This is a genomic window from Paenibacillus castaneae (genome assembly GCF_002884445.1).
Lineage (GTDB): Bacteria > Bacillota > Bacilli > Paenibacillales > Paenibacillaceae > Pristimantibacillus > Pristimantibacillus castaneae.
Map to the genome: position 1 here is coordinate 4,608,162 of NZ_KZ614144.1, position 20,718 is coordinate 4,628,879.

The following is a 20,718-nucleotide window of genomic DNA, read 5'->3' on the forward strand; positions in this document are numbered from 1 at the left end:
TATTAACTCACTTGTATACCTAATTTGCTCTGAATACGGCCAATCCAGCTTTCAAGCCTGCTTTCTTGAAACCCATACTGAAACAGTTTCCCCGTCTCTTCAAAACGCTGCTCTGGTGTGCTGGCTCCCATTACAACAGAGACAAGCCGTCTTCCTTCCTGCTTTGCGGTTCCCGTGAAGCAATAGCCCGCCTGCACGGTATAACCTGTTTTCAAACCATCGTTGCCGGGATAAGCAAAAGTCATTCCACTTAGCATCAAATTCGTCGAGGGCAGCTTCTTCATCGTGCTTGCCAGCTTAACGCTGCTCTGTTTCGACACTTCTAATATTTCAGGATATTTCTTCAGCAGATGCCCGGCGAGCACAGCTGTATCCTTAGCTGATATCATCGTATCACGCTGAGCTGACGCCTCTGGGAAAGCTAACAAATCTTCATGGGTTAATCCCGTTGCATTACCAAACTGAGCGCTTTCTGATAAACCGATTCTAGCGGCTCGTGCATTCATCAGCATGACGAATGCCGTTTCATTACCGCTTATATGCTCTGCCAGCGCAACGGCAGCATCGTTAGCAGAATGAACCGCCATCGCCTCGAACAGCTCTCTAACCGTGTAGCGTTCACCCGCATCAAAGCCTATTTGCGAGCCTGGCACCTCCGCTGCATAATGACTTGTCAACACAAGCTCATTCCATGCGAGCTTGCCTTCGTTCGCCAGATCGAGCACAATCAGCTCTGTCATCATCTTAGACATGCTGGCAGGTGGCAGTGCCTCATAGGCATTTTTTTCGTAAAGCACTTTGCCTGTATCCAAATCCATCAGTACGGCAGCGCTTGCGCCGAGTGCCAGCTCCGATTCTTTCGGGCTATCTTTCATTGAAACAAGATAGGGCATGCATATGATAACAGCAGCTGCTATCAGCATAAATATAAATGAATGATTACTCTTATGAGCGCCCCTTCTACTTTCCATCATGCTCGTTCCCCTCTCGCCTTTCCTTCTATAAAACCAAGTATAGAAGCAGCAGCTTAAGAAGATTGTAACCAAATCATAAGAATACCTTAATTATCAGTTAACAATAGGTAACGATACACGGAATGAGGTTTCATTCTGATCACTTGATACTGAGATCGTACCACCGTGCATTTCCACGATGCTTTTTGAAATCGCTAGACCAAGGCCAGAGCCGCCTGTCCACTGCGTTCGCGATCTGTCGACTCGGTAGAATCGATCAAAAATATGCGGTAAATCGATAGCTGGGATCGGCTCGCCGTAATTGATAACCTCGACAACAACTTCATTCCCTTCCTTATTTACAGCAAGCACCACACGCTTGCCTTCTCTTCCATATGCCATCGCATTTGCAATCAGGTTTTCGAAAACACGCACAAGTTTTGCCGCATCACCTTGTACCGTAATAAGCGTTTCACGAGCCACCAGCTTACTTTGCATGCCGGCATCTTGAAGCGGCAAATGATATTGCACAAGAAGCTGTCCCAGCATTTCAACAATATTGAAATTCGTCTGTTTGAGAGCGTTCGTATCATTTCGCATTTTCGTATATTCGAAGAGATCGTTAATGAGAACGTTCAGCCTTTGCGACTTATCATACGCAATTTGCACATAATGTCGCAGCTCGACCTCATCACGATATCGATCCTGCTCAATCAGGCCTAAATAACCGAGCACCGAAGTAAGCGGTGTCCTTAAGTCATGGGACACATTTGTAATCAATTCGTTCTTGGTCTGCTCTGCTCGCCGTTCCTCTTCCAAGGCAAGATGTAATCTACCTGCTAAACGGTTTACATTACCAGCCATATCTCCAAAAGGATTGCTGCTGCGCACTTCCATTTTATGATCTAAGTGTAATCTTCCTTCGGCCATATCTTTAACCGTCTTGTTCATTTTGTTGAAATAACCGAATAATCTCCACTGCATCCAAGAGAAGAACAGAATAAACAAAACAATGCTTATTCCATAAATGACGTAGCTTTCCCCGAATCCTCTAACCATGTTCCTTACTGCTGTACGAATTCCCAGCACTCCTAACACACTCAAAAAAAATTCACTGAACAAAATTAATGCTCCAACAACAATAATAACCAATGCAATACTGACGATTAAGTGTAATAATGAACGGCCGAATAAGCGGAGAGCGATGTTATCCTTCAATTTTGTAGCCAACCCCCCATACGGTGACAATCATCTTATCGCCAAGCTCCTTGTCGAGCTTATCCCTCAGCTTGCTGATATGCACCATAACTGTATTATTTGAGTCAAAATATTTCTCTTTCCAAACCTGCTGGAAAATGTCCTCCGCGCTGAATACTCTACCCGGATGGCTGGCTAGCAGATGCAGAATACCAAACTCCGTTGAAGTCAATTGCAGCGGTTTCCCGTCCGCCTCAGCGGAATGGCTAAGCTTATCGATCCGGAGCGGTCCTAGGCGCAGCTCCTTATCTGAGCGTGCTGTGCTTCCGTTCTCCCCCTGCGAGCTGTACTGATAAGAGCGACGAAGTAACGAACGAACCCGTGCAATAAGCTCTAAAGGATTAAACGGCTTGATCATATAATCATCAGCCCCGGTCATCAGTCCCATAATTTTATCCATATCCTCAGCCTTCGCGCTCAGCATCAGAATCGGCACAGATTGATCTTGCCTTAATTTTCGGCATACTTCTAAACCGTCGATCTTGGGCATCATAATATCTAATATGACTAGATCGAATGGCTCCCGTCCATAGCTGAGCAGCGCTTGTTCGCCATCATATGCCTTTTCCGTTATAAAGCCTTCATTCTTCAAATAAATTTCTATAAGATCTGCGATTTCCCGCTCATCATCTACAATTAATACCCGTCTATCCATCAGCAATCTGCCTCCTTGTTACCCTCATAATGTCCAATGAGCATACTATACATGAATTGCAAAGATCATGTCTTCACATTGCGCGTAAAATCACAATGTTTAAGTATTTCTTAATCTTTTTTTAACGTTTGAGGTTTGTTATTCGGATTTTACGCAATATAGCCAACACTTGTCCATTGTGATAAAATGGAGAGTATTGATAATTTATTAATTATAGGGGGCACTTACATGGCGACCAAAAGAATGCGTTCCGACATGATCAAAAAAGGTTTCGACCGTGCACCACATCGCAGCTTGCTGCGTGCCGCAGGCGTTAAAGAGGAAGACTTTGACAAGCCGTTTATCGCGGTTTGCAACTCTTATATTGATATTATTCCTGGTCACGTGCATTTGCAGGAGTTCGGTAAGCTTGTTAAAGAAGCAATCCGCGAGGCAGGCGGCGTTCCTTTCGAATTTAATACAATCGGTGTAGATGACGGTATTGCAATGGGTCACATTGGTATGCGCTATTCACTCGCTAGCCGTGAAATCATTGCCGATTCCATCGAAACAGTCGTTAATGCGCACTGGTTTGACGGAATGGTATGTATTCCGAACTGCGACAAAATTACACCGGGCATGATTATGGGCGCGCTTCGCGTCAACATTCCAACGATGCTCGTAAGCGGCGGACCTATGAAAGCCGGTAAAACATCCGATGGCCGTTCCATTTCCCTTTCCAGTGTATTTGAAGGCGTAGGCGCTCACCAAGCTGGTAAAATCAATGACGATCAACTGATGGAGCTCGAGCAATTTGGTTGTCCTACATGTGGTTCATGCTCCGGTATGTTCACAGCCAATTCGATGAACTGCTTGGCAGAAGGCCTTGGACTTGCGCTGCCTGGCAACGGTACGATTCTTGCTGTTGCTCCAGAACGCAAAGAGTTCGTTAAGCAAGCTGCACGTCAGCTTATGAAAATCATTGATCTCGGTATTAAACCGCGTGATATTGTTACTAAAGATACGATCGATAACGCATTTGCGCTAGACATGGCAATGGGCGGATCGACAAACACCGTTCTTCATACGCTTGCTATTGCGCATGAAGCAGGCATCGAATACCCAATCGAGCGCATTAACGAAGTTGCAGAGCGCGTGCCGCATCTTGCGAAGATCGCTCCCGCTTCTGATTACCACATTGAAGATGTGCATAATGCAGGCGGCGTGAGCGCAGTTCTTAACGAGCTGTTTAAGAAAGAAGGCGCATTGCATGGCGACTGCATGACAGTTACCGGCAAAACGCTGCGTGAAAACGTAATGGGCTGCGAAATCCAAGATACAGACGTTATTCGTACCATTGACAACCCGCATACTGAACGCGGCGGCTTGGCTGTCCTATTCGGCAACCTTGCCCCTAACGGCGCTATTATCAAAACAGGCGCAGTTGATAAATCGGTTGGCGGCTATCACAAAGGGCCTGCTATTTGCTTCGACTCGCAGGATGAAGCTCTTCATGCTATTGCGAACGGAAAAGTAAAAGAAGGCCATGTAGTCATCATCCGTTATGAAGGACCTCGCGGCGGTCCGGGTATGCCGGAAATGCTTGCTCCAACATCGCAGATCGTTGGTATGGGCCTAGGAGCGAAGGTAGCGCTTGTTACTGACGGACGTTTCTCTGGCGCATCACGCGGCATCAGCATCGGTCATGCATCACCAGAAGCAGCTGAGGGCGGTCCGATTGCATTCGTTCATGACGATGATATTGTCGAGATTGACATGAATAACCGCACGATGGATCTTCTTATCAGCGACGAGGAGTTCGAGAAGCGCCGTTCAGAATGGAAAGGCTTCGAGCTAAAGATCAAACGCGGCTATCTTGCCCGTTATGCTCACCTTGTTACTTCCGCAAGCACTGGCGGCGTAATGAAAATGTAATTGTTAAATATTAAAATGGCGTACAAGCAGCAATATCCGCTTGTACGCCATTTTTTTAATGAAGCAGCTCAGGTTCATAGCCCCTAAGCTGCAGGATTAGCATTATCATTAGTTGTTTTATTAAATAGCTGTTGTTTTCGTACCTAGCTGCGCAGCTTCGTCGGTCGCTGCGTTTATTGTCCGCTCTACAGCATCGGTGATCCGTTCTGCTTCTTCATGAATCTTACTCAGCTTCACCGCAGCATAACGACTAATGGTCGCTGCAGGCATGAGCAGCATTCGCGGCGAGATTACTTCTTTCTTCTTCTTAGATGAATGGTTCTTAGTTGTTTTGTGCTTGGTCGTGAGTACTCTAATAAGTATGCGCAGATAGACACGCGTGGACTTAGCAAACCAGCCCTCCGGCAGTTGGAATATTTCGAAGCCAAGTCGATCAGCCCCTCGGTGAATCATCGTGACGCCGTAAACAGCTTTTATATTCTTCGCCTCTGCGTCGTCAGCCAGTTGGTTAGCCAAAAGCGGAAGCGCCTGTTCCACCTCGCGAAGCATACGGATACCCGTTGCTACCGGCGATTTGGAGGTGGCTGCTATTGTAGACAGCATTTTGTTGTCGAAATGCAATTCAGCAACAAGATCACCCTTCGCTACACCGCCGCCCTCTGCAAATGTAATCGGTACGCCATTGTATGTGGTTACCCGATAATGAAAAGCCGGATCCTTCGTGTCACCAACTGTTTTTAAACGAAACGCGATATGGAAGGCTTTCTCCCAGAGCAGCCAAAGCCAAATCATCGCACGCTTCCATATAGGCGAATGCGCAGCTCTTGCGGCATCGGTCAGCTTGATCATTTCATCAATGCCGACAAAACGATAGCCTTTCTTCGTTCCTTCTTTCAGATACGCTTCTAATGCAATCAGCATATTTCTAGGTGCATCCTTGTCAGCGCCGAATGTCCTGCCGCAGTCATGCAGCAGTAGAACCTCGCCCGGCTTAAGCTTCTTCATCATACGCTTAGTCAGACGCTTCTCCCCTACACGAATCCGCCAATCATTAAACATCGCAGACCATAAAATAATTTGCAAATGGCCTAAATTCGCATAATCGAATACGTTTACGATACCCCAAGGCGGACGATAATAAGTCGAGCGCTGACCCGTAGCGTTCTCGATAATATCAGCAGTACGCTCGATTTGACGCTTAACCGTCCGAGGCCTCATAAGCCAATTCGATTTGTGAACGTAATTATGAATACCAATAATGTGACCTTCTGCCTTCATTCGCTGCAGCAGCTCCGTATTTGCTTCAGCATGTACACCAACGACAAAAAAGGTCGCCTTCGCGCTATAGCGAGCGAGTAGATCAAGCAGCTGCGGCGTATAAGTCGGATCCGGTCCGTCATCAAAGGTAAGACATATCTCCTTGTCTACGCTGCCTTTCTTAAATACTCGAAAACCAAAGGTGCGGCTAATGAGACCTGGGAGAAAGGCATAAAATGTAAATACATAAAATCCCCATAGCAGCAAATTTTCCATTTTGTTTTCCCCACCGTTATATGATTTATTCGACGAATAGATAGCGGTACAAAACAACAACGATAACTCTAATTGTAGCATAACACAATTAAAATAGGCATCTTTTTAAAAACTATAGTACAATCTTTATGGAAATATGATTATCGAAATAGAAGGAGTATAACCATGCTGCCATTTTACAAAAAGTATTGGAAAACCGCTTTTGACATCGCACTTATCGCACTCACTGTATATTTAATTATGTATTCCTTCAGCTATTTGTACCGAATTGCAACTCCTATATTTTTATCATTTCTTATATTTTTATGTATTGAGCCTCTGGCAAGATGGCTGAACAAGCTGGGCATGAAGAAATCAATCGCATCCGGCATTTCTGTACTGCTTTTCACGCTCCTTATACTGGGCGCATTCTCAGGAGCCGCTTACCTCATTACAAAGCAAGGAACGGCCCTTATAACCAATTTCCCGAAATATCAAGAAATGCTTGCGTTACAAATTGCCAATATAACCGAACAATTCCAACAGCGTTTTAATGCGCTTCCTCCTGATCTGGATTTGGTCGAACGCTCTAAGGACTTAATTGAAGGCTCAGCCGCGACGCTGCAAAACTTCGCAAAAGCGCTGCTGATGGGTATCGTCGGTTATGTTTCATCCGTATCTAGCTTCATCATCAATTTTGTAATTGGGATTATATTAGCTTATTTCTTAAGCATTGAAATTACGACCTGGAAACAAACAGCTGAGAACAAAACACCAAAAACATTTAAAACAGCTTTCTTTTTCCTGCGCAATAATGTTTTAAAAGGAATCGCACTCTACATAAAGGCTCAAGCCAAAATGATCAGCATTACATTTATCGTTATATTAATTTCGCTCATTCTGCTTCGTGTGGAAAATGCATTCGTGATTGCTGTCGTAACAGCGATATTCGATATATTGCCGCTGCTAGGCGTAGGAACTGTATTTATCCCTTGGATTATCTATTTAATAATCGTCGGAAAAATTTCGCTTGCGATTTGGTTATCCGCGTTATTTCTAGTCGTCGTGCTGACGCGCCAAATACTCGAGCCCAAAATAACTGGTGATTCCTTAGGCGTATCCGCCTTCACCATGCTCGCCTTCATGATCATTTCTCTATCGCTGTTCGGAGTCGCGGGCGTTATTTTATCACCCATCTTAATCATTCTGATCAAGGCTCTGTACGACCACGGCTACTTCCACCGCTGGATTCGTTCACCGCAGGGTGAGTTCGACGGACCTCCAAATAACCCACCTCAGTAAATTGAGTTAGGGCACTGGATTCCAGCGCTTTAAGACCTTGGTAAGGGCTTCTACATTGGTATTATCCTTTGTAGAAGCCCTCTTTTGTGTGCACTGGCTTTCTATACTCGTATCGTATAATAGCTTTATTGAAGTGTGTTTTCAGAGCCTGCATTTGGTCAGTATTGGGGAGACAGCGCGGTTTAAGTGTTATGTACATACAAAGTGGCCGATAAAATCTGTTATATCTACTATATGGGTTCTGAATTGCCATTCGTTTAACTAACATCTGCACTTATTTGGCTCAACCTCGAAATTTTGCATTCTTACGACATAACTTCGACTATAGGTAACTAGAATCAGTTGAATCAGATCATCTACGCCGCTAACGGACACAGGAGACGTTATTGGGTTGGTTTTGCCGCATTTGAAGTGTTTACGGACATCAGATACGCTATTCCCTCACAAATGAGTCATATTTAATGTCAAGCACATAAATAACGGCCTTGGTGTCAGTAAACTTCCCAAAACGAGCTCATTTCAGTATTTAGCGTCTCCTATGTCCGTTAGCTTCAGCATATGCGGCATTCGTTTCACTTGAGCGATCAGTGAAAAGGTGGGTTTATGAAAGCTATGCCAAACTAAAAAAGGCTTGTCCCGTTTACCTAATGGGACAAGCTTTTTTGGTCCATGCTAGCGGCGATATCCATTACGCCGCGGAACAGCTTTGTTGCCTGGCTCGCACTGCCAGGCGGCTGGTTTTCCACGAGCACAGCGATAGCGTAGCGAGGCTGCTTAATCGGGCCGTAGCCCGCAAACCACTGGTGGTTGCGGGCAATTCCGGCCCGCGTTGTTTCGGCCGTGCCGGATTTCCCGGCAACCGGCCACAGCCCTTGGCGGATCGATCGACCAGTTCCATGGTCGACGACCGCCTCCATGCCGCGCTGCAGCGCACGAGCAGTGGCCGGCATGATCCGGCCACTGCTGCCCTGCGCACGCTGCGCGGGCAGCTCTGCCATCCGCTGGCCATTGGCATAGCGGATCTCACTGACTAGGCGCGGCTCCATTACGCGCCCGTCATTCAGCAGCGTTACAATCAGATTTGCCGCTTGAAGCGGCGACATCCTTACATCACGCTGCCCAATTCCGCTTTGCGCGAGCACGCCGCCATCGACGGCTGCAAGAGCCGCCGCTCGCTCGCGCAGCTGACGCTGCTGCTCTTGCTTCCTGCTCCGCTTCTCGCTCCCTCCTCGCTCCGCTCCGCTCTCCGCTGCTCCAGCTCCATCGCTTGCTCCACGACGCTCCACACTCCCTCCGCTCTCCGCTGCTCCAGCTCCATCGCTTGCTCCACGACGCTCCACACTCGCTCGATTCCCCGCTGTCCCAGCTCCATCGCTCTCCACACTCCCGCCATGCCCCGCGCCGCTCGCCGCTGTTCCAGCAGGCGCAAAGAGCGCTCCGGCCTCTTCTTCCTCCAGCAGCCGCAGCGGAGCGGTGAAAGGACCGAAGGCACGCTCGCGGTGCCAGCCGGCCTGCTTGCCTATGCCGAGCGCGTCTGCGGTACGTTGGAGCTGCGAGGGCTTCAGCCGCTCTGCTATAGTTGCAAAAACAATGTTGCACGACTGTGCTAGTCCCTCCTGCAAGGTCAACAGGCCATGACCGCCTTCCTTCCAGCAGGATAAGCCGTACTTGCCATATTCACCATCACAAAAAAAAGTTTCACGCTTATTTGTTACTCCCGCTTCCAAAGCAGCAGCCTCCGTAACAAGTTTAAAAATGGAGCCGGGAGCTGCAGCCTTCAGCGCATGATTTGCCCATTCTGAACCGTCGGCAGCTTGAAATTTGCCCGGTTTCAGCTTCGGACGGGAGACCATTGCGACTACGTCTGCATTATGGGCATCGAGCACCACGATCGCTCCCTCCTGCAAACCCATTTTATCCGCATAAGCCTCGATCCTATTTTGCAGCTCCATATCGAGTGTCGTCATAACCTGCAGTGGATAATATCGGTTGTTAGGCTGCGTGATCCTCATATCCAGTCCATGCAAAGGGCCATTGCGACCATCAATGAAATACGAAACGGAAGTGGCTCCTACGCCATGCAGCAGCTTGTCAAGCGACTTTTCCAGCCCTGAGCCTCCTACCTGATCCGTCAGCTTGCGCTTGCCGCTTACAAGCTCCTTCGAATGGTTCGCCTGCAGCCATTCCGGATGCTGGCTCGTAATTCCGATAACCTGTCTAGCCCCTGAATGCTGCAAATAACGGTTTCGGTACGGGAGCACACGAATTCCGTTCAGCTTAAGCGCCTCTATACGTTTCTTTTGCTCTTCAGTCAGCCTCATAGGCAGCAAATCCTCATTCACTTTCCAAAAGATAGGTTCCTTTACATGATTCCAAGTTTGGACAAGCTTGTCCTCAGACACTCCTAGAAGCTTACTGAGCTCAGATATAGCCTTCTCACTTCCGCGAGCATCAGGCCTGACTGGAAAAAAAGCGACTGCCGAATAGGTTTCGCCGGTTATGGGGCGCCCATTGCGATCATAGAAATCTCCTCTTCCCGTATCCAGCACTAAATTACGCTGACGCTGGGCGACAGAAAGCTTCTGCCAGCTTCCCCTGCCTGGCGTACTGGAATAAATAGAAGCAGAGGTGCTGTTTGGCATGAGCTGAAGCCAAGCCAATCGCAGGATGTAGACGGTCATGATTAAACTAATAAATATCGCAGCGATCCAAATGCGTCTAAACATACCCATGATGTCACTCCCGTTATTTGTCAGCTTGCTCTTAATCGTTCAAAGTTCATCATATAATCATTATTTCCTTCTCCTCCATCGGTTCAAACATCACTATTCAACTCACCCGAACATAAACGGATGTCGACATCCTAGTAACAAAAAAAGAGCCATTCAGCAATAAATGCCTGAACAGCTCTTTCCCTGATTGCCCTATAAGGGCTAATTCATCTTAAACTTCGATAATGACTCTTGAAGCTCACGAGATACCGTATCCAGCTTCTCAGATAGAAGGACCATGCTGCCGCTTATGCTAAGCTGCTCGGAGCTGAGAGATGCTACTTCCTCAGATGTCGCTGATGATTCCTCGGCAACCGCGCTCACATTCGTCATCGCTACCGCCAATATGGATTGAGACTCGTCAAGCTGACCGATTGATTCTGTTACAATATCCAATCTCTCGACAAACTGTCCCATTTGGCCTTGTACAGTCAAGAAAATTTGATTGGCTTCTTTAACGGAACCGATTTGCTCTTGGAACAGTGGATATGCATCAGACAATACGAGTACCGTCTCATCAATTTCTCCCCTGATTTTTTCCGTAATCTGTCCAACCACATCGATAGATTGACGAGACTGGTCCGCAAGCTTCCTAATCTCGTCAGCTACGACCATAAAGCCTTTGCCGGCTGCGCCAGCGCGAGCTGCCTCGATTGCTGCATTCAGAGATAAAATATTCGTTTGCTTCGTTAAGTTGTTCAGCACGTCCAAAATTTTGACGATTGACACTGTGCTTTCCTTCAACGCATCTACTTTCTCGACCATCGTACGCGTCATTTCTTCCGTCATGCCTGTTTTCTCAATCAGAATGCCCATGTATGAGGTTCCTTGCTCACTAGCCTTCTCAACCTCGTTCGCCGAATGGACCATCTGTTGATTCGCATCAATTACTTTTTTCATTTGCACATTGATGTTCGAAGTTAAATCGGTGCCTCTTTCTGCTTCCATCGCAAGGCTTGTTGCGCCGCCTGCAATTTCTTCAGTAGCAACTGCTATTTCCTTCGCAGATAATGCCGTTTTCTTAGAAGCTTCACTCAGATCAGACGCTGTTAGAAGCACATCCTCTGCTGAGCGAGTCGTCTGAACAGCAAGAGCTGTTATTTGCGTCATCATCATATTGAAGCTTTCACTAAGCTGACCTATTTCATCAGACCGCTTCTTCAGCTTTGAACGAACGGTCAGGTTTCCGCTAGCACCGTCTGTCATAAGGCTGCTTAGCTTCACAAGCGGTCTTGCAATTTGTAAAATAACCATTATTCCGATACCAATTGCAATTAATGCAGCTACAAACACGGTAATCCATGTCATGTTACGAATAGCTGTGGCATCCTTTACAAGCTCATTTACCGGCACAGCGCCAACCAGCTTCCAATCCATTGTTTCAAAGGTTTTGAATGCTGCGAGAACATTCCCACCGTCTTTTATGGAAACTTTTTCAGTCCCGTGCTCACCTTTTTCACCTTCAGCAGATATATTAACTACGGTCGGTGTACCTATTAAAGCTGCATCGTTATTTGTTATGTAATTGCCATTTTCGTCAATAATCGTTATTTCGCTGCCCTCGCCCAGATTAACTTCACTGTAGCGACTAGCGATGGAATCAAGCTTAATTTCCAGAAGCAGTACATAAGAGGCTTCATTCGTTACGCTGTCTTTAATCACTCGGCTTATGCCGACTGTAGGCGTATTGTTCGATCCTGCGAAACCGTCCTTCTGTGGTGCAATCCACATGGCTTTGCCGTTAAGTTCAATGACTTGCTTATACCAATCTGTGGCAGCAAGCTTCTCTACACTTGTTGTGCTTGCAGTGCCAGCTGTAACAACTGCGAGATTTGGTTTGAGAGGCAATAGAATAAGCCCTGTAATCGAGTTATTGCCTAATACATAAGTTTGCATTTTATCGCCTAAGAGGCGTGTTGACTCAAATCTGCTAAAGTCATCTGGGCTATCGATTATCTTCCGAACCGTTTCGTGGAAGCTTTTATCAATTAGTATTTGAAACGTCATATCCTCATACGTTTTAAAAATGATGTCTAAATTATTGGCCACTTGAGTGATCGTTTGCAAGCTTGCATTCGAAACCTTATTCTCGATAATATCTTTTGATTTGGAATATGCCATAAGACCTACGGTTAGTACACATGCAATTATGCTGCAAAAAATGATCAAAAAGAGCTGGAGTCCTACTGATTTCAGCGGATTCGATATTCTTGCAGCTTTCACATTGCCAGCTGCTGATTTAGCCGCTTTTGAGAGCGCCTTCATTTTCGTATGCTCCTTCGCTGCACCATCGGTACTCACGTCACCTAGCTCAACTTCCTTTTGCTGCTTTGTTTTTTTCATTTTTTCCTTTTTCATGGAAAGACCTCCGCCTTTAATTTTAAGTGTCATTTATAGTTCATAGGGTGCTAGCGAATCTTGCCGAAATATGTATTTTGAGTCTATTATTTTATATCGGCAGATGGATGTCAATTCATAATAAGAAAAATAAAAAAGAGTCCTATTTTTATAAATAAAAATAAGACTCTAGTCGCATATCACTTTATTTCTTGCCTATTTTTTTTCGCATCATATCCATTGGTCTTACGGGCTTAAGTGTCCGAATTCGAATATGCTGCAGCGGATGCCGCGCCGTATCAAGTAATTGGCCTTCCGCATCTGTCATTTCCGTAATGGTCTGCTTAAAGAAAGTTCCTTGCGGACCAACAAATTCTACTTCCTGGCCCAGCTTAATGTGATTGCGCTGCTGTATCGTAGCAAATCCCGTTTTCGCATCGTAATCCATAACAATTCCCGCAAAATCATAGGGCGCAGCTTTCTCCTCCGGCTCGTAAATGTGGTCCTCGGCTCCCGGCGTATCAAGGAAAAAGCCTGTATTAAGCGGTCGATTAGCCGCCTTATTAATCTCCTCGATCCATTCACGCTTCAGCTCGAAATGCTCCGGATCGTCGAAATAGGCATCTATCGCCTGACGATATACATTGACAACCGTAGCCACATAATGAATGCTCTTCATTCTGCCTTCGATTTTGAAGCTGTCTACACCGACCTCAATCAGCTCTGGCAAATACTCGATCATGCACAGATCCTTGGAGCCCATTGTAAACTTATCCTCATCCTCTGGGTACAGTGGCATATCGTCGACAAAGAGATCATACTTCCACCGGCAAGACTGACAGCAGCCGCCGCGATTGGAGTCCCTATCCGTGAAATGGTTTGAAAGCACGCATCGCCCTGAGAAGGACGAGCACATAGCGCCATGAATGAAAGCTTCTATTTCAATATCTACATGCTTCTTAATTTCAGCAATATCCTTGAAGCTTGTTTCCCGGGCCAGCACGACACGCGGCAAACCCTCATCCTTCCAAAACTGTACAGCCTGCCAGTTAAGCGTGGATTGCTGCGTACTCAAATGCACCTCAAGCTTCGGCGCTACACGCTGAGCTGTCTCGATAATAACGGGGTCCGCAGCAATTATCGCAGAAATCCCGGCATTTTCCAGCTCGCGCAAATAATCCTCAAGGCCATCCATATCCTCGTTATGCGCATATATATTAGTTGCTACAAACACTTTCGCTCCGTAACGCTCAGCGAACTGCACGCCTTCCTTCATCTCTTCAAAGCTGAAGTTATCCGCATTGGATCGCAAGCCGTATTTTTGCCCGCCAATATAGACTGCATCCGCACCGTAATGGACCGCAAATTTCAGCTTCTCTAAATTACCTGCCGGAGCAAGCAGCTCTGGCTTGTCAAGCCGATGCCTTTTTCCTTGGAAACGAGGAGCTGTTTTCATTGTTGTTGTCATTCGTTATTCAACCTCCCACACTTCTCAGTACACTTGCTCTTTATAAAAGAATCCATAGCTCAGCTCTCGATTGGAATCCTGCACCGCTTGAATTGATTCCAGCCACTCTTCTTGAAAAACATAGCTTGCAGGATCTGCAACGTATGCATCAATCGCTTGACGATAAGCTCGAATGACGGTTTCATTGTATGCCATCGACTTCATAATTCCCTCTATCTTCAAGCTGTGAATGCCTGCTTCCATCAGCTCATGAAGGTTTTCTATCATGCAAATATCATCAGAGCTCATAATATGAGTGCCATTCGCATCCTCGTAGATCGGATAACGCTCGTCCTGCCGTTCCGTCTCAATCACATAAAGACCGCGCTCTTTATCCTTCACAGGCAATCTCTCAGAATCCGATTGATGCTCCATATAGCTATCTACCAGCGAACGCTTGGAATGATAAATATTGGTCATGCCGTGAACCTGTACCTGCAGCTCCAGCTCTGTACCTGCAGTCGTGTCCACAACCTGCTCCATATTAAGCTCCCTGGCTAGCACGTATCTTGTCGCTCCTCTGCGGCCCCAATAATTTGCGGTGACATAGTTGGTTGATGTCATTTCTGCGTTCCAGTGCAATGCCATACCTGGCGCATGTACTTTGGCTGCCATAAGCACGGCCGGATCACCAAATACAATCGCATCGACCCCGATATGATGGAGCGAAGCGATATATGGGCCAAGTGAATCTGCCGTATCATTATCCATCAAATTATTAAGAGCTGCATATATACGGACACCTTTGGGCTTCGCCAGCTTTACCGCTTCGGCAATTAATTCAACATTAAATTCTCCAGCTAACCGCATACCGTAACGTGCTTCACCGATGACAAAAGCGTCTGCGCCTGCAGCCATGAGCTTCTCTAGCTCCTCTAACGATGCGGCCGTAGCTAACAATTCCGGCTTGTACGCCATTTCAAATCCCCCTCAAAAAACATCCTGCTTATTTCGTATTAGACTATCCTGCTGCTGCGTTACTTTTATCAATATTTTTTAAATGCTCTTTATACGTTTTTGCGAATAAATGAGTCTGACTTCCATCCTTTTTGGTCACATAAAAGAAGTACTCGGTTTCCTCAGGATAGATCGCTGCAATAATGGAATCGATACTTGGGTTAGCGATTGGCCCAGGCGGCAAGCCTGATACTTTGTACGTATTATAAGGACTATCGATCAATAAATCCTTTTCATACAATCTTTCTTTAGGCTTGTCTAACGAATATTGAACAGTAGCATCAATTTGCAGCGGCATGCCGTCGTTAATCCGGTTATAAATAACACCTGCTACTAGAGCCCGTTCTGCGTCAACAACAACCTCACGCTCCACTAGCGATGCAATGGTTAGCACTTCATGAACCGTCAAGCCTTTCTCTTCAAGCACATCCTGCCAACCTTCTGGCAGTGATGCAAGCTTAAGATCCAACTGAGTAACCATTCGTTTAATAATATCCTCTTCCGTGCTGCCTTTTTTCATTTCATAGGTTTCTGGAAACATATAGCCTTCCAGTCTTTGATGCAGCGTATCTATATCTGGAATAGAGAGAACAGCCTCGGCACCGCCCCATGTTTTTTTAGTCGCAGCAAGCTCAAGAAATTTTTGTTTATCAATCAGCTTATCAGCCGCAAGCTTGTCCGCAATTTGTAATACAGTAAAGCCTTCCGGTATCGTAAATCGGATCGTTTCGGCTGCTACCGTATCGCCGGCGTTCAGCTTGGCGATAATCGCATCTTTGTCCATGCCAGGGTTAAGCTCGTATAATCCAGCTTGAAAGTGAGCGCCTTGATTGTTGAACCTCAAGTAATATTTAAAAATAAAAGCATTTTTTATAATCCCTTGCTCTTCAAGCAAATCTGCAACCTTGTTTGCTGACGTACCTCTCGGAATTTCCACCCTTTGCACATCGCCGCTTGAAGCTGGCTGCAAGCTGCTCCAAACATAAAGGAAAGCTCCCCCTGCTCCTGCGATCATAATACCTAATAAGCTTAAAATAACCCATAGTGTAATGCGGCTTCGCTTCGGACCAGATGGTGAATGCTGGTCACGCTGCTCTAGCTGCTGAGATGAATGATCCAACCTTAGACCTCCTCTTTCAGGTTTGTCGATTTAAGCAGGCGAAAATGCTGAGACCATCCTATGGCGACTCAGCTTAGCTTTACAGTCTTATTTCTCATACTTGAACAAAAGAGCGGCTATAAGCCGCCCTTTTGTTTGTAGCTTCATTTCTTAAGGCTGCTCCGTGTTCGCAAACAATAGATCATCATATGCTTCTGAAGCTGCTTCCCATTCTTCGTCGTCTTCAATCGTTTCAAGTTGAGGCTCACCGTTTGTTTCCGTAACACGGAATAATTCTACCTCATCCTCACTGCGCATGGAATCTGATTGCAGAGCTGCATATATACGATCACCCAGCTGAAATTCCGCTTTGATATCATATACTTCAACACTTCCGTCATCCGCTTCCAACTCTACCTCGTTACCGAAAGCTGTTTTCAAGCTGTTCAGCATTTTTGGCGATTGCTGTTCGTTGCCTGACATTAGTCCTGTTCCTCCATCTCGCCGAGAAGCGTATTAAACGTTTCTTCGACCATGTTCCATTCTTCTTCATCTTCAATCGTGTATAGCTTAAGGTCGTCTCCATCTTCTTCGTAACGGAAAGCGTAAACTTCATCTTCCTCTTCATTATCGCTTGTTAGAGGAACAACCATCATATATTTCTGATCGGAACCATCTACTTCGAACTTCATGATAACTTCGAATTCCTCTTCGTTACCTTCTTCATCGGGGATATAGATAATTTCCGGTTCTTCATATTCCAGTTCTTCGTTTGTCATTTTTACCCTCACCTTTTCGTTTTAGAATCGAGATAATTTTGCAAAATCAGCGTCGCCGCCATTTTGTCTATTACAAGTTTTCGCTTCTTCCGGCTGACGTCCGCTTCGATAAGCGTCCGTTCGGCAGCAACTGTCGTCAGCCTTTCGTCCCAAAGGTGAACAGGTATGTTTAGTTTCTGCTGAAGTTCTTCTGCAAATACTTTAGAAATATCGCCTCGCGGACCGATAGTACCGTTCATGTTTTTCGGCAGGCCAACCACTATTTCACTGACTTCATGCTCTTTCACAAGATCAGCAATTCGGTCAACTTCACCGCCGTCACGTCTGCGTTCAATCACTTCGGTTCCTTGCGCGGTCCAGCGAAACGCATCACTAACGGCCACGCCAATTCTGCGGTCGCCATAATCCAATCCCATAACTCTCATGTCTTGTCCGGCTCCTGCCTCATTTATTGTTGTTTCTTGTGATTTAAATAAAACCGGACAAGCTCTTCAATCAATTCGTCTCGTTCTTTCTTCCGAATGAGACTTCTGGCGTTGTTATGCCGCGGAATATACGCGGGATCTCCGGACAGCAAATACCCAACGATCTGGTTAATCGGATTATACTCTTTCTCTAGAAGTGCTTCATACACTGACAGCAAAATGTCCTGAGAAGATTCAACCCCTTCCGCCTTCACGTTAAATTTCATCGTATTGTCCATAGAACTCATCGCCAGCACCTCACTTTCCAAACCACTATTCTTTCTTATCATACCACATTTGATTGGTCCAGAACTAGTTTTTCCGCAAGTTTCAACGCTTCATCAAGCTTGGACGTATCTTTGCCGCCCGCTTGTGCCATGTCAGGTCGACCGCCGCCGCTGCCGCCGCAATGAACAGCAGCTTCTTTTACAATTTTACCAGCATGGAAGCCTTTTTTAACCAAATCCGCTGATACGGCTGCCGCAAGATTTACCTTATCATCAGCTACGGCGCCAAGCACGATAATGCTGGACTCAAGCTTTAGCTTCAACTCATCGACAATGCCACGGAGTGCATCCATCGAAGGAGCGTTCACTTTCGCACATAATATAGTCACGCCGTTCACGGTTTTCGCGCTTTCCTCTAAGGAGCCCGCTTCAATTCGGCTAAGCTTCGCTTGGAGAGATTCATTATCGCGGGAAAGCTCCTTCACTTGTCCGAACAAGGCTTCAATTCGTTTAGGAACGTCATTCGTATTCGATTTCAATAAAGAAGCCGACAGCTTAAGCAGATCAAGCTGGCTTTCTAGGTAGTTATACGCATGTTTGCCCGTTACAGCTTCAATTCTTCGTACGCCGGATCCGATTCCACTCTCGCTCAGCAGCTTAAATAGTCCAATTTGCGACGTATTGCCGACATGACAGCCTCCGCATAGCTCCAAGCTATAAGCTCCAACCTGAACTACACGTACCACGTCGCCGTATTTTTCGCCGAACAATGCCATAGCGCCCATTGCTTTTGCCTCATTCAACGATTTTATACTGATCGAAACCGGAGTGCTAAGCCAAATTTGCTCATTTACCCGGCGCTCGATCTCCACAAGCTCCTCAGCTGTAATGCTGCCGAAATGCGAAAAGTCGAAACGCAGACGGTCTGCTTCTACAAGCGATCCCGCTTGATTAACGTGATCGCCCAGCACCTCTTTCAATGCCTTATGAAGCAAATGGGTAGCCGTATGATTCTTAATTACATCATCGCGCACTGCTCTATCAACAACAGCCTTAACTGCTTGTCCCGTGCGAACAGTACCTTCTATTACAACGACATGATGAACGCTTTGACCGTGCGGTGCTTTCGTTACATCCTCCACTTGCAGTGTGAAGCTATCGCCAGAAATTAGCCCCTTGTCACCGACCTGGCCGCCGCTTTCCGCATAGAATGGCGTATGATCAAGAATAACGAGAACCTTGCTGCCTACTTCAGCGGATTCCACCAATATATCGTTATGAACGACAGCCATTATTTGAGCTTGTGTTACCAGTTCATTATAGCCAATAAACTCACTTTTAACCGTAAAATCACCGAGTGGACCGCCCTGTACCTTCATGCTTCCTGTATCTTGACGCGCTGCACGCGCACGTTCACGCTGCGCTTCCATCGCGGCATCAAAGCCTTGCCGATCAACCGTCATCCCATTCTCGGAAGCGAAATCTTCCGTTAAATCAAATGGGAAGCCATACGTATCGTATAACCGGAATGCATCATCGCCGTTAATTTCTTTGCTTCCTGCTTTACCAGCAGCAGCAACGAGCTCAGAGAGCATTGCAAGGCCATCGGACAGCGTCTCGTGGAAGCGCTCCTCTTCCGTACGGATAACTCTTTCAATAAATTCACGCTTCTCAACTACCTCTGGGTAGTACACACCCATGACTTCGCCAACGACAGCAGTCAATTGATGCAAGAATGGACGGTCAATACCGATCGTTTTTCCGTAGCGTACCGCCCTGCGAAGCAATCGACGAATAATGTAGCCTCGGCCTTCATTTGAAGGCATAACGCCGTCTCCTACTGCAAAAGCAACAGTACGAATATGGTCCGCAATTACTTTAAGCGCAACATCATATTCTGCATTCGTTTTGTAGCTTACTTTCGCAATTTGGCAGGTTTTCTCAATAATAGGCATAAACAGGTCGGTATCGAAGTTTGAGTCAACATCCTGCAAAATAGAAGTAAATCGCTCAAGGCCCGCGCCTGTATCAATGTTTTTATTAGGAAGCGGCGTATAGCTGCCGTCTTTATTGTGGTTGAATTCCGAGAATACAATATTCCATACCTCTAGAAAGCGCTCATTCTCTCCGCCTGGCCAGCACTCTGGATCAGACAAGTCGCCATATTTGTCGCCGCGGTCATAAAAAATTTCTGTACAAGGTCCGCAAGGGCCCTCGCCGATATCCCAGAAATTTTCCTCCAGCTTATAAATACGCTCCGCAGGAAGACCGATTTTCTCATTCCATAATTTAAATGCTTCTTCATCCTCCGGATATACCGTAACGGACAAACGGTTCGGATCAAATCCAATCCACTGCTTATCTGTTAGAAACTCCCAGCCCCATGTGATCGCATCTTCTTTAAAATAATCACCGATTGAGAAATTGCCCAACATCTCAAAAAAAGTATGGTGACGTCTTGTCTTGCCTACGTTTTCAATATCATTTGTACGGATACATTTCTGTGAATTCGTAATGCGTGGATTTTCTGGAATGATGCGTCCGTCGAAGTAAGGCTTCAATGGCGCCATACCTGCGTTAATCCAAAGCAAAGATGGATCATTATGCGGTACGAGTGATGCACTTGGTTCAATTTTGTGGCCTTTGCTTTCGAAAAAAGCAAGCCATTTGGCACGGATTTCACTAGCTTTCATTAGTAGGAGCCCCCCTTTAGCTTATAAAACACAAAAAACGCCCCTGTCATAGACAGGGACGAATGATTTCGCGGTACCACCCTGGTTATTGCGCTTACTGCCAATAGGCATGCGCAATCGCCTTCATTAGACGATAACGGGTCCACCCGGTGAAGTTCATTCACACTCCGAAAAGAGCTTTCGGCCACTCTTCGTTATAAAAGCTTTCTCAACCGACGCTAATAGCACTCATAATTGAGCGATAGCGAAGAAGCTTTCTCTCTGGCTAACGGGCAATGGCTTACTTCAATT

16 protein-coding genes are annotated in these 20,718 nt (G+C 46.2%); 2 read left to right on the forward strand and 14 right to left on the reverse strand.

The genetic code is table 11. From position 1 onward, the window contains the following. Positions 1 to 2: 2 nt before the first annotated feature. The 3 genes from CEF13_RS20680 to CEF13_RS20690 all read right to left on the reverse strand — a co-directional run bounded on the left by CEF13_RS20680 (position 3) and on the right by CEF13_RS20690 (position 2,865). The gene (locus tag CEF13_RS20680; RefSeq protein ID WP_244917110.1) at positions 3 to 974 is read right to left on the reverse strand and encodes a D-alanyl-D-alanine carboxypeptidase family protein; all 972 of its coding nucleotides are present in this window, start codon (positions 972 to 974) and stop codon (positions 3 to 5) included. A 93-nt stretch (positions 975 to 1,067) separates the two neighbouring features. Beyond that, on the reverse strand, positions 1,068 to 2,171 hold the full coding sequence (locus CEF13_RS20685; RefSeq protein WP_102713550.1) for a sensor histidine kinase: 1,104 nt from the start codon (positions 2,169 to 2,171) through the stop codon (positions 1,068 to 1,070). After that, positions 2,161 to 2,865 (reverse strand): response regulator transcription factor, encoded by a 705-nt coding sequence (locus CEF13_RS20690; protein WP_102713552.1) that lies wholly within the window; start codon positions 2,863 to 2,865, stop codon positions 2,161 to 2,163. Before CEF13_RS20690 ends, CEF13_RS20685 begins: the two co-directional genes overlap by 11 nt. Before the next feature lie 228 nt (positions 2,866 to 3,093). Here CEF13_RS20690 and ilvD point away from each other — a divergent pair, with 228 nt between their 5' ends. Then, positions 3,094 to 4,779 (forward strand): dihydroxy-acid dehydratase, encoded by a 1,686-nt coding sequence (gene ilvD / locus CEF13_RS20695; RefSeq protein WP_102713554.1) that lies wholly within the window; start codon positions 3,094 to 3,096, stop codon positions 4,777 to 4,779. Positions 4,780 to 4,899: 120 nt separating this feature from the next. On the opposite strand, the gene CEF13_RS20700 is transcribed toward ilvD, so the two are convergent. Continuing rightward, positions 4,900 to 6,312, reverse strand: a complete 1,413-nt coding sequence (locus tag CEF13_RS20700) for a polysaccharide deacetylase family protein (protein WP_102713556.1) — start codon at positions 6,310 to 6,312, stop codon at positions 4,900 to 4,902. A 165-nt stretch (positions 6,313 to 6,477) separates the two neighbouring features. Between CEF13_RS20700 and ytvI the strand changes: the two genes are divergently transcribed. Then, the gene (gene ytvI, locus CEF13_RS20705) at positions 6,478 to 7,593 is read left to right on the forward strand and encodes a sporulation integral membrane protein YtvI (protein ID WP_102713558.1); all 1,116 of its coding nucleotides are present in this window, start codon (positions 6,478 to 6,480) and stop codon (positions 7,591 to 7,593) included. Between the two features lie 644 nt (positions 7,594 to 8,237). On the opposite strand, the gene CEF13_RS29350 is transcribed toward ytvI, so the two are convergent. The 10 genes from CEF13_RS29350 to alaS all read right to left on the reverse strand — a co-directional run bounded on the left by CEF13_RS29350 (position 8,238) and on the right by alaS (position 20,427). Continuing rightward, positions 8,238 to 10,325 carry a peptidoglycan D,D-transpeptidase FtsI family protein gene (locus tag CEF13_RS29350; protein ID WP_243864258.1) on the reverse strand — a complete coding sequence of 696 codons (2,088 nt, stop codon included), beginning with the start codon at positions 10,323 to 10,325 and terminating at the stop codon, positions 8,238 to 8,240. Positions 10,326 to 10,526: 201 nt separating this feature from the next. Then, positions 10,527 to 12,722 carry a methyl-accepting chemotaxis protein gene (locus tag CEF13_RS20720; RefSeq protein WP_243864256.1) on the reverse strand — a complete coding sequence of 732 codons (2,196 nt, stop codon included), beginning with the start codon at positions 12,720 to 12,722 and terminating at the stop codon, positions 10,527 to 10,529. Between the two features lie 184 nt (positions 12,723 to 12,906). Then, positions 12,907 to 14,169, reverse strand: a complete 1,263-nt coding sequence (locus tag CEF13_RS20725) for a peptidase U32 family protein (protein ID WP_102713560.1) — start codon at positions 14,167 to 14,169, stop codon at positions 12,907 to 12,909. A 24-nt stretch (positions 14,170 to 14,193) separates the two neighbouring features. After that, entirely contained in the window at positions 14,194 to 15,126 is a 933-nt protein-coding gene (locus tag CEF13_RS20730) for a peptidase U32 family protein (protein WP_102713562.1), read from the reverse strand. Between the two features lie 43 nt (positions 15,127 to 15,169). Continuing rightward, the gene (mltG, locus tag CEF13_RS20735) at positions 15,170 to 16,285 is read right to left on the reverse strand and encodes an endolytic transglycosylase MltG (RefSeq protein ID WP_243864254.1); all 1,116 of its coding nucleotides are present in this window, start codon (positions 16,283 to 16,285) and stop codon (positions 15,170 to 15,172) included. Between the two features lie 150 nt (positions 16,286 to 16,435). Beyond that, the gene (locus CEF13_RS20740; RefSeq protein WP_243864248.1) at positions 16,436 to 16,747 is read right to left on the reverse strand and encodes a DUF1292 domain-containing protein; all 312 of its coding nucleotides are present in this window, start codon (positions 16,745 to 16,747) and stop codon (positions 16,436 to 16,438) included. Next, a complete protein-coding gene (locus tag CEF13_RS20745) occupies positions 16,747 to 17,043 on the reverse strand; it encodes a DUF1292 domain-containing protein (protein WP_102713564.1) in 297 nt (98 codons plus the stop codon). The genes CEF13_RS20740 and CEF13_RS20745 overlap by 1 nt, the downstream gene beginning before the upstream one ends. 8 nt (positions 17,044 to 17,051) lie before the next feature. After that, positions 17,052 to 17,468, reverse strand: coding sequence for a Holliday junction resolvase RuvX (gene ruvX / locus CEF13_RS20750; protein WP_102713566.1), 417 nt, complete (start codon positions 17,466 to 17,468; stop codon positions 17,052 to 17,054). 23 nt (positions 17,469 to 17,491) lie between these two features. Then, complete coding sequence (locus tag CEF13_RS20755) at positions 17,492 to 17,755, reverse strand: IreB family regulatory phosphoprotein (RefSeq protein ID WP_102713568.1); 264 nt, start codon at positions 17,753 to 17,755, stop codon at positions 17,492 to 17,494. A 38-nt stretch (positions 17,756 to 17,793) separates the two neighbouring features. Continuing rightward, positions 17,794 to 20,427, reverse strand: coding sequence for an alanine--tRNA ligase (alaS, locus tag CEF13_RS20760; protein WP_102713570.1), 2,634 nt, complete (start codon positions 20,425 to 20,427; stop codon positions 17,794 to 17,796). Between the last annotated feature and the right edge of the window lie 291 nt (positions 20,428 to 20,718).

Excerpts from the sequence above, each read along its gene's own strand:
- CEF13_RS20730 (WP_102713562.1), bottom strand. The coding sequence starts at position 15,126 with ATGGCGTACAAGCCGGAATTGTTAGCTACGGCCGCATCGTTAGAGGAG.
- CEF13_RS20740 (WP_243864248.1), bottom strand. The coding sequence starts at position 16,747 with ATGTCAGGCAACGAACAGCAATCGCCAAAAATGCTGAACAGCTTGAAA.
- CEF13_RS20755 (WP_102713568.1), bottom strand. The coding sequence starts at position 17,755 with ATGAGTTCTATGGACAATACGATGAAATTTAACGTGAAGGCGGAAGGG.
- ytvI (WP_102713558.1), top strand. The coding sequence starts at position 6,478 with ATGCTGCCATTTTACAAAAAGTATTGGAAAACCGCTTTTGACATCGCA.
- CEF13_RS20720 (WP_243864256.1), bottom strand. The coding sequence starts at position 12,722 with ATGAAAAAGGAAAAAATGAAAAAAACAAAGCAGCAAAAGGAAGTTGAG.
- CEF13_RS20690 (WP_102713552.1), bottom strand. The coding sequence starts at position 2,865 with ATGGATAGACGGGTATTAATTGTAGATGATGAGCGGGAAATCGCAGAT.
- CEF13_RS20745 (WP_102713564.1), bottom strand. The coding sequence starts at position 17,043 with ATGACAAACGAAGAACTGGAATATGAAGAACCGGAAATTATCTATATC.
- CEF13_RS20680 (WP_244917110.1), bottom strand. The coding sequence starts at position 974 with ATGATGGAAAGTAGAAGGGGCGCTCATAAGAGTAATCATTCATTTATA.
- CEF13_RS20725 (WP_102713560.1), bottom strand. The coding sequence starts at position 14,169 with ATGACAACAACAATGAAAACAGCTCCTCGTTTCCAAGGAAAAAGGCAT.
- ruvX (WP_102713566.1), bottom strand. The coding sequence starts at position 17,468 with ATGAGAGTTATGGGATTGGATTATGGCGACCGCAGAATTGGCGTGGCC.
- CEF13_RS29350 (WP_243864258.1), bottom strand. The coding sequence starts at position 10,325 with ATGGGTATGTTTAGACGCATTTGGATCGCTGCGATATTTATTAGTTTA.
- ilvD (WP_102713554.1), top strand. The coding sequence starts at position 3,094 with ATGGCGACCAAAAGAATGCGTTCCGACATGATCAAAAAAGGTTTCGAC.
- alaS (WP_102713570.1), bottom strand. The coding sequence starts at position 20,427 with ATGAAAGCTAGTGAAATCCGTGCCAAATGGCTTGCTTTTTTCGAAAGC.
- CEF13_RS20700 (WP_102713556.1), bottom strand. The coding sequence starts at position 6,312 with ATGGAAAATTTGCTGCTATGGGGATTTTATGTATTTACATTTTATGCC.